Origin of the sequence: Paracoccus sp. (in: a-proteobacteria), from assembly GCF_030604785.1 — a bacterium.
Classification (GTDB): Bacteria; Pseudomonadota; Alphaproteobacteria; order Rhodobacterales; family Rhodobacteraceae; genus Paracoccus.
The window spans coordinates 133424-139423 of the sequence record NZ_JAUVVF010000002.1 but is presented as its reverse complement, the minus strand read 5'-3'; the positions used below and the strand labels follow the sequence as shown (position 1 = coordinate 139423).

Annotated in this window: 5 protein-coding genes and 1 pseudogene; all 6 read left to right on the top strand. The window is 66.7% G+C overall.

What is annotated here, in order from left to right; all coding sequences use genetic code 11:
- Window positions 1-100: pseudogene (locus QAR72_RS01530) on the top strand (IS5/IS1182 family transposase); the annotation flags it as partial.
- Between the two features lie 113 nt (window positions 101-213).
- Window positions 214-978, top strand: a complete 765-nt coding sequence (locus QAR72_RS01525; protein WP_304615591.1) for a flagellar motor protein MotB — start codon at window positions 214-216, stop codon at window positions 976-978.
- Window positions 979-1062: 84 nt separating this feature from the next.
- The gene (locus QAR72_RS01520) at window positions 1063-2379 is read left to right on the top strand and encodes a flagellar hook protein FlgE (protein ID WP_304615590.1); all 1317 of its coding nucleotides are present in this window, start codon (window positions 1063-1065) and stop codon (window positions 2377-2379) included.
- Window positions 2380-2398: 19 nt separating this feature from the next.
- The gene (gene flgK, locus QAR72_RS01515) at window positions 2399-3850 is read left to right on the top strand and encodes a flagellar hook-associated protein FlgK (RefSeq protein WP_304615589.1); all 1452 of its coding nucleotides are present in this window, start codon (window positions 2399-2401) and stop codon (window positions 3848-3850) included.
- A gap of 1 nt (window position 3851) precedes the next feature.
- Complete coding sequence (locus QAR72_RS01510) at window positions 3852-4868, top strand: flagellin (protein WP_304615588.1); 1017 nt, start codon at window positions 3852-3854, stop codon at window positions 4866-4868.
- Window positions 4865-5968: a flagellar basal body P-ring protein FlgI gene (locus QAR72_RS01505; protein WP_304615587.1), complete on the top strand. Its 1104-nt coding sequence runs from the start codon at window positions 4865-4867 to the stop codon at window positions 5966-5968. Before QAR72_RS01510 ends, QAR72_RS01505 begins: the two co-directional genes overlap by 4 nt.
- Window positions 5969-6000 lie beyond the last annotated feature (32 nt).

Genomic DNA, 6000 nt, shown 5'->3' with positions numbered 1-6000 from the left:
GCTGAAGGACTGGCGCCGCGTCGCGACCCGCTACGACAGATGTGCGAAAACCTTCCTCTCCGCCGTCGCCCTCGCCGCAACCGTCATCTTCTGGCTTTGACGATCAATGAGTCTGGAGCCTAAGCCTTGCTGAATAAATCGTATTTGATCCGTTAACTTGTCTGCCCGCCGGGTCGGGGCGAGATTGCAGCCTGAACAGGAAAGGTTGCGATCATGGCGGCGGGCAAGGGCAATGGCGGGACGACCATCATCATCAGGCGCGGTGGTGACAGCGGCGAAGGCGGTCATCACGGCGGGGCCTGGAAGGTCGCCTATGCCGATTTCGTGACGGCGATGATGGCCTTCTTCCTGCTGATGTGGCTGCTCAACGCGACCACCGAGACGCAGCGCAGCGGGCTTGCCGATTACTTCTCGCCCTCGGTGACGCGCACGCCGGGCTCGTCTGGGGACGGGGTCGAGCAGGGCGTCCGCCAGGCGATCGAGGAGGATCTGCCCGACAGCGAGAACGCCGCCCAGTTTCAGGAACTGGCCCGTCAGGTGCAGGACGTGCTGACCGGCACCGGCGCCGAATCTCAGCAGCTGACCAATCTGCTGAAGCACGTCGTCACGCGCATGACCGATGAGGGGCTGGTGATCGAGCTGGCTGACCTGACCGATGCCCCGCTTTTCGCCGAGGACGGCACCGCGCCCGAGCCCGTTCTGGTGCAGCTGGCGCCCATCATCGCGCGCGCCCTGGGCCATACGCGCAACCGCATTGCCATTTCCGGCCATGTCCGCGCCTATCCCGAAACGCTGGTGCATTCGCCGGTCTGGCCGCTGTCCGAGGGGCGGGCCCATGCCGTGCGCCAACTGCTCGAGGGGGCGGGGCTAGACCAGCGGCGCATGCAGCGCGTTTCGGGCTATGCCGACCGCAAGAACCGCAACGGCAACCCGATGGACCCGTCCAACAACCGGATCGAGGTGATTTTACTGAGATAGGCCGGGCTTCGGGCGGGCATTATCCGAATCTTAAACCTTGTCGGGCAGCTTCCGGGGGACAAGCTGAATCGAAAGGGTCCGTCCATGTCCATGTCCTCTGCCATGAATGCCGGCGTCGCCGGGCTCGCGGCGAACTCGTCGCGTCTGGGAACCATCTCGGACAACATCGCGAATTCGTCGACCTTCGGCTACAAGCGGATGGAGACCGAATTCACCTCGCTCGTGTTGAACCAGAACCGGGTGGCGGGGATCTATTCGGCGGGCGGCGTCCGGGCCAGCACCTCGCGCGTCATCGATGCCGACGGTGCACTGGTCACGACCTCGAACCCGCTGGATATCGCGATTTCCGGGCGTGGCTTCCTGCCCGTGACGTCGATTGTCGACTTGAACAACAGCTCGACGAACCTGCCCTTCATGATGACCCGGACCGGGGCGTTCGACACGGATGCGAACGGCATCCTGCGGACCAGCAGCGGGCTCGTGCTGCTGGGTTGGCCGGTCGACGCCAATGGCAATGTGCCGACCGTATCGCGCGACACGATGGGCCAGCTGGAGCCCGTGAGGATCCAGGCCAACCAGACCTCGGGCGATCCGACGACGCGGATCTCGCTTGGCGTGAACCTGCCCGCCAGCGAGACGGCGGCGGGTGCGACGGGCGTGACCCTGCCGATGCGGGTCGAGTATTACGGCAACCTCGGCACGGCGGAATCGCTGAGCTTCACCTTCACGCCCGACACCACCGCCACGGTCGGGACATCGAACACCTGGACGATGACGATCAACGACAGCGCGACCGATCCGGCGCTGAACCCGATCGCCAGTTATCGGATCGTGTTCGACGGCTCGCAGGCGCATGGCGGCAGCATTTCCTCGATCACCACGCTGACCGGGCAGGCCTATGATCCCGCCACCGGAAACATTCCCGTGCAGGTGGGTGGCGGCATGCTGGATCTGTTCGTCGGAACACTGCTTGGCAATGCGGGGCTGCGCCAATTCGCCTCCAGTTTCTCGCCGACGAACGTGATCAAGAACGGCTCGGCCGCGGGCAACCTTCTGGGGGTCGAGGTGGATGCCGACGGCTTCCTGACGGCCTCGTATGACAGCGGCTTCACGCGCCGTCTCTATCAGATCCCGCTGGTCGATGTCCCGAATGCCAATGGTCTTGCGACCTCGGATGGCCAATCCTACCGCATCTCTCCGAATTCGGGCAGCTTCTTCCTGTGGGATGCGGGCGACGGTCCCACCGGGTCCATCCTAGGCTATGCGCGCGAGGCGTCCACGACCGATATCGCGCAGGAACTCACGAATCTGATCACGACGCAGCGCGCCTATTCGTCGAATGCGAAGATCATTCAGACGGTGGACGAGATGCTTCAGGAAACCACCAACATCAAGCGCTGACGCCTGATCGGAGACGCAGATGAGCATCACCCGCGCCCTGTCGAACGCCATGTCCGGCCTGACCGCCACCGCGCGCGGGACCGAGCTGGTATCGGCCAATATCGCAAATGTCATGACGCCCGGCTATGCCCGGCGCGAACTGGCGATCTCGCCGCAATCCATGGGCGGCAATCTGGGCGGGGTGCGGATCGACGGCGTGGTCCGCGCCGTGAACCTGTCCATGCTGTCGGAAAGCCGGCTGGCAAGTGCCGCGCAAGGCGAAGCCGCGACCCGCGCGGCCTTCCTGTCCTCGATCGAGACGGTGATCGGCATGCCCGGTCAGGCGGGCGGCCTTGCCGCGCGTCTGACCGGGTTCCAATCGGCGCTGGCATCGGCCGCCGCGCGTCCGGACGACGATCTGCGCCTGCAGCAGGTGCTGCGGGCCGCGACCGATCTGACGCGGGGTTTCACGACCGCCACCGACGCGTTGCAATCCGCCAGGGCCGAGGCCGACCGCTCGATCGCCACGGAGATTGCGGCCCTGAATGACGGGCTCGAACAGGTGGCAAATCTCAATCGCCGCATCTCGGCGCTCGAGGCCACGGGCCAGGACGCGGCCTCCCTGATGGATGAGCGCCAGAGGATCGTGGACCGGATCTCGACCATCGTCCCTCTGAAAGAGGTCGCCCGCGACGGCGGCAAGATCGCCCTCTTCACGCAGGAAGGTCTGGCGCTTCTGGACGGCACGCGGCCCTTGCAGCTGGGCTTTTCGCATGCGCCCGTCATCGATGCGCACATGACGGTCGGAAGTCCCCTGTCGCTGGTCTCGGTCGACGGCACCGCGCTTGACCCCGGCCAGATGAGGTTGCTGGCCGGTGGCAGCCTTTCGGGGCATTTCGCCATCCGGGACGAACTGGCTCCGGCGCTGCAGCGCGATCTCGATCTGCTGGCGCTGGACCTGCAGGCTCGCCTTTCGGATCCGGCGGTCGATCCGACCCTTGCCGGCGGTCCGGGCCTGTTCACCGATGCGGGAGGGCTTGCGACAGCGGCCTCGGCCACGGGCTTGGCGGGCCGCATCGCAATCAATGCGGCGGCCGATCCTGCGCAGGGCGGATCGCTGTGGCAGTTGCGTGCGGGATTGGGCGCACCGGCGGCGGGCCCCGTCTCGGAAACGGCGCGGCTGAACGCCATGGCGGCGGCCCTGGATGCCGTGCGCCCGCCTGCGGGCGGCCCGCCGGGCGGCGCGCGGGCGTCGCTGCCCGAGCGGCTGGCGGAATTCGGGGCGGCCCTGACCACCCGACGCGTTGGCTCCGAGGCCGATCTGGCCGCGCGCAACGCACGCCTCAACACGATCAGCGAGCGGATGCTGACCGGCGGTGTCGACAGCGATGCCGAGATGCAGAAGCTGCTGCAATACGAACAGGCCTATGCCGCGAATGCGCGCGTCATCCGGGCGCTCGATGACATGATCAACCAGCTGCTGAGGATCTGAGATGGCCATTTCGACGATCGGAGACCAAGCCCGCATCTTCGCGCAAAGCGTTGCGACCAACCGCCTGAAGCAGTCGCTCCAGACCCTCACGCAGGAACTGTCCAGCGGAGAGGTCGCCGATATCGGGACGAGGCTGCAGGGCAATACCCGTCTTCTGGGCGCGATCGAGGCGCGGATCGGCGCCCTCGAGCAGTTCCAGCGCAACGTCGACGATGCGGCGATTCTTCTGGACGGCGTTCAGAGCGCGCTATCCGGCGCGCGAGAGATCGCGTCGCCTCTCGGGGTCGAGCTTGCGGCCGAACTCTTTGCCCATGACGAGGCCGCGCTGCGGGTCCGGACTGAGCGGGCCGCGGCGGTGCTGGATCAGGTGGTCGAGCGTCTCAATGGCGCGGTTGGGGGGCGCTTTGTCCTTTCCGGCCTGGCGAGCGATGTGCCGCCGCTTGTGCCGGGAGGGCAGATCATGACCATGCTCTCGGCGCTGACATCCGGCCTGACCGGTGCGGATGACGTGCGGCAGGCCGTCGGCGACTGGTTCGACGCCCCCCCGGGCGGCGGCGGTTTTCTGGATCATGCCTATCGCGGCACGATCGGCGAGCCGCAGATCATCCCGGTTTCCGCCGACGGCGCCGTGGCCATCCGCAGTTCCGCCGCCTCGCCCGAGATGCGCGACCTTCTCAAGACGCTTGCGCTCGCGGCCCTGCCCGCGCAGGGCGTGCTTGCGGGCCGCCCGGCCGAGCAGCGGGCGCTGATCATCGGCGCGGGCTCGGGCATCATCGAGGCCGACCGCCAGGTCATCGCCGAGATCGCCCGCGTCGGCGCCTCGCAACAGGTCGTGGAAGAGGCCAAGGGCGCGAATGCCGCGGCGCTGACGATCCTCGGGTCCCGGCGCAACGACATGCGCTCGGCGGATCCGTTCCAGACCGCTGCCGCCCTTTCAGAGGTGCAGAACCAGATCGAGGCCATCTATGCGGTCACGGCGCGGCTGTCGAAGCTCAAGCTGGTGAACTTCCTCAGATGATCAGATTTGTGCTTTCCACGCTTGTGGCGCTTGTCCTCGCAGGTTCGGCCGGCGCGATACCGGTGCGGATCAAGGATCTCGCCGATTTCGACGGGGTTCGCGGCAACGATCTTGTCGGCTATGGCCTCGTGGTCGGCCTGGACGGCAGCGGCGACAGCTTCCGCAACGCGCCTTTCACCGAAGAGATGCTGGCCAGCCTGCTTGAGCGTCTCGGCGTGAACGTCACCGACGAGGCGCTGCGCTCGAAGAACGTGGCGGCCGTGATCGTGACCGCGACATTGCCGCCCTTCGCCCGGTCGGGCAGCCGGATCGACGTCAATGTCTCGGCCATCGGCGATGCCAAGAGCCTTTTGGGGGGCACGCTGGTGATGACGCCCCTGAAGGCGGCCGACGGGAACATCTATGCCGTGGCGCAGGGCTCGATCATTGCCGGCGGGGTCTCGGCCTCCGGCGAGGGGGCGCGGGTCGTGGACGGCGTGCCGACCACCGGCAAGATCCCGGTGGGCGCGAGGGTCGAACGCGAGGTCGAGTTCGACTTTGCCGGGATCGACACGATCCGGATCGCGCTGCGAAACGCGGATTTCACGACGGCCACACGCGTCGAGGACGCGATCAACCGCGACTTCCAGCGGCAGCTTGCCGTCACCCTGGACAGCGGGACGGTGCTGGTGAACTTCCGCAATCTGGGCTCGGTCAATCCGGCCCGGGTCGTGGGCCGGATCGAGAACCTGCTGATCGAGCCCGAGGACCGGGCCAAGGTGGTGATCGACCACAAATCCGGAACCATCGTGGTGGGTGAGCGTGTCCGCATCTCGCGCGTTGCGGTCTCGCAGGGCGGTCTCACCCTCAGGGTCAGCGAAGCGCCGGTCGTCTCGCAGCCCAATCCCTTTGCCGCGGGCGAGACGGTCACCGTTCCCCGCTCGCGTGCCGAGATCGAGAACCGCCCCGGCATCGGCTTTGTCGAACTGTCCTCCGAGGTCAGCCTTGGGGATCTGGTGGACGGGCTCAACGCATTGGGCGTCCGGCCCCGCGACATGATCGAGATCCTGAAATCGATCCACACCGCGGGCGCTCTGCATGCCGATCTGATCATCGAATGATCAGGGGGTCCATGGCTCAAGCCAGGCGCGCG